Here is a 3,070-nt window from a genome sequence, read left to right on the forward strand (position 1 = left end):
TGTGATTTTGTATGCTTATTTCTTTCTGAAGACCACAAGCTTGCTGATGACATAGTTAAGTATCAGCACAACAACATTTGCCACTATCTTTGTTACCCAATAGTTGAAGCTGAGAAGTGAGTAGCCGAGCCACATCATGAACATTTCTACGAGAAGAGTGAATATCCTGCCGCCGTAAAATGAAGCCGCTTCGGAGATTATCGCCTTTTTGCCCTCTGCTTCAGACTCGAAAACCCATATCCTGTTGGTTATGTATGCGAATGTTACTGCACATATCCATGATATGACGGTGCTTGTGGTGGAAACACCGCCCTTGCCTATGCCTGCCTGCTCCAAAAGCACTTTTGAGATGCCTGCGGTCACAAAGCTGACTGCGGTGGTGAGTACGCCGAAAAACAGATACAAAAGCATTTCCTTGTTTTTGACGTAAAAGGGTCTGAACCAGCCGAATATCTTCCAGTCCATTATTTTGTCGAAAATGTCTTTATCTTTCTTTGCCATTTATGTTATCTCCTTTTGTGCATATGAATATTATGAACACAAAGAATATTATAACTCTTTTACATCGTTTTTTCAACAATACTGTTGCAATTGGTTAAAAAATATGTTATGATAACTATATGTAGTCAGTTTTCATGACTGCCTTTAGTGCTATTTTTATAACTAGGGCAGCAAATTTATATTCTGACCTGAAAGGATAATTTTATTTTATGAAAGTTGTTATCATCGCTGTGCTTCTTATGCTGTCTGCTATTTGTTCTGCAACGGAGACAGCGTTTTCTTCATGCAACAGGATAAGGCTTAAAAAACTTGCAGACGACGGAAACAAGTCTGCAAAGAAGGCAATGAACATATGCGATAATTTTGACAAGGCACTCACTGCTATACTTGTTGGAAACAACGTGGTGAACATTTCTTCATCTTCTATTGCAACGGTGCTTTTTACGGAGAAGTTCGGCAAGGGAAGCGTGGGTCTGGCTACTGTAGTCATGACGGTGCTTGTGCTTATTTTTGGTGAGATCTTGCCTAAGAGCCTTGCAAAGGAAAATTCTGAGCGGTTTTCTATTCTTATGGCGGCTCCGCTCTCCGCATTCATGTTCATCATCACGCCTATAACGGCTATCTTTATGGGCATAAAAAGCGGCGTTTCAAAGCTTGTGGGCAACAAGAACAGCGAGCCGTCTGTTACTGAGGAAGAGCTTAAATATATCATAGACGAGATTCAGGACGAGGGCGTACTTGAAGAGCAGGAGTCGGAGCTTGTGCGTTCGGCACTTGATTTTGACGAGATAACCATAAGCGAGATACTTGTGCCGAGAGTAAATATCGAGGGTGTTGAGCTTCATGAGGATATGGAGAGCATAAAAAAACGCTTTGTGCAGACAAAGTTTTCAAGGCTCCCCGTGTATGACAAGGACTTAGACCACATTGTTGGACTTATCCACCAGTCTGACTTTTTTGAAATGTATCTCAAGGGCAAGACGGACATAAGCCTTATAATGAACAAGCCACTTTACATAACCGAAAACCGCAAGATCTCTGAGATCCTGAAGCAAATGCAGCGCAAAAAGGTGCATATGGCGGTGGTGCTCGACCAATACGGCGGTACGGAGGGCATTTGTACCCTTGAGGATATCATAGAGGAGCTTGTGGGCGAGATCTATGATGAAAGCGACGAGGAGGATACCTCCCTTGTAAAAATAAGCGACGGTGTTTACGAAGCGTCGGCGGAGCTTTCGGTATCGGATTTTCTTGAGAGGATAGGACTGCCGGAGGACACTATCGAAACCGAAAGAACATCTCTCGGTGGCTGGATAATGGATATGCTTGACAGACTTCCTGAGCAGAATGAAGTTATAAGCTGTCCGCCTTTTGAGATGACCGTTAAAATGGAGGACGAGCAGAAAATAGACAGGATACGCTTCAAGATATCCGAAGAGGAGCTTGAAAATAAAAACACGGAGGACGAAAATGCCTAAGCAGATAAAGAAAGAGCAGATAAAAAAGTCAGAACTTTTATACAGAAAATGGTCTGTTGCAGGGCTTGCGGCAGCGGCTGTGTTCATGGGGTGTATGGCTGGGCTTATGAGCATGATAGTGAAAACCGAGGGGGCAAAAGTGCCAACGATAGTGCTTTTTGCGGCGTTCATTATCTACACGGCAGTGTCGGTGGTATGTGCGGTGCTTGGAGTGAAAAGCTATGTAAAGGACGACTGCGGAGTGTGCCTTTTTCAGGGTATAGTGCATATTTACAGCGTTATAGCCTGCGTAATGAATGTGAGAATGGCATTTATAATACTGTTCTCAGCGTTAGGCTCGCAATCGGGAGTAGATACCCTTATAGGAAGCCAATCGCAGAACGAATTTATACAAAGTCAGTATGCAAGCTGGATATGTCTAGCCATTGCTACTCTGTTCTCAGTGGTACTTGGTATTTTGGCGGTAGTATGGCTTGTGAAAAATAAAAAGAACTGATAAATCGGCTTTGCGTAGGGGCGACCTTGGGTCGCCCATTATTTCGTATGTTTCACAGCATACAGGTCTTAGAAAATCATAGAGTAAGGAAGAAGAAAAATAATGTTTTTGCTTGTACTTGTAGTTGTATGCTACACAATATGTTCCCTTAGTGACAAGTACGCTGTTTCAACGGCAAAATTCAACGGCGATGAGCTTGGATTCTTAATGGCGGCGGCAACGGCTGTTTTCATGGCTTGTTGTCTGCCTTTCCTCGACAGGACTATTACGCTTAGCTGGCAATCCTTTGCGGCGATAGGTCTGCTGTGCTTGTCGAAGATCCTTGAATTTAAGCTTTCGGCTATTATCCTTGATGAAATATCAGCCTTTGAGCTTAAGGCTTGGCTTGGTATCACCCTTTTCATGTCCTATGCAACGGATATTTTCCTTGGTGAAAAGCCGAGCATTTTCAAGTTTCTTTTTATCGTGCTTACTGTTGCAGGACTTGTTTTTATCGCAAAATCAGGCAGAATGGACAGCGGAAATATAAATTACCGCAGGATAGTTGTTCCTCTGGCGTTCTATCTTTTGGCAAGATACGGCTACGGCATAGTTG

Annotated in this window: 3 protein-coding genes and 1 pseudogene; 3 read left to right on the top strand and 1 reads right to left on the bottom strand. The window is 43.1% G+C overall.

What is annotated here, in order from left to right; translation table 11 throughout:
* Nucleotides 1-15: 15 nt before the first annotated feature.
* Nucleotides 16-501 carry a GtrA family protein gene (locus QVO88_RS05980; RefSeq protein WP_022287598.1) on the bottom strand — a complete coding sequence of 162 codons (486 nt, stop codon included), beginning with the start codon at nt 499-501 and terminating at the stop codon, nt 16-18.
* 209 nt (nt 502-710) lie between these two features.
* On the opposite strand from QVO88_RS05980, the gene QVO88_RS05985 reads away from it, so the two are divergent.
* The 3 genes and pseudogenes from QVO88_RS05985 to QVO88_RS05995 form a co-directional block, all read left to right on the top strand.
* Entirely contained in the window at nt 711-1,979 is a 1,269-nt protein-coding gene (locus QVO88_RS05985; protein ID WP_022287599.1) for a hemolysin family protein, read from the top strand.
* Nucleotides 1,972-2,475 carry a hypothetical protein gene (locus tag QVO88_RS05990; protein WP_022287600.1) on the top strand — a complete coding sequence of 168 codons (504 nt, stop codon included), beginning with the start codon at nt 1,972-1,974 and terminating at the stop codon, nt 2,473-2,475. The genes QVO88_RS05985 and QVO88_RS05990 overlap by 8 nt, the downstream gene beginning before the upstream one ends.
* Before the next feature lie 102 nt (nt 2,476-2,577).
* Nucleotides 2,578-3,070: pseudogene (locus QVO88_RS05995) on the top strand (hypothetical protein); the annotation flags it as partial.

This window comes from Ruminococcus sp. CAG:57, assembly GCF_000435935.1.
Lineage (GTDB): Bacteria > Bacillota > Clostridia > Oscillospirales > Ruminococcaceae > Hominimerdicola > Hominimerdicola aceti.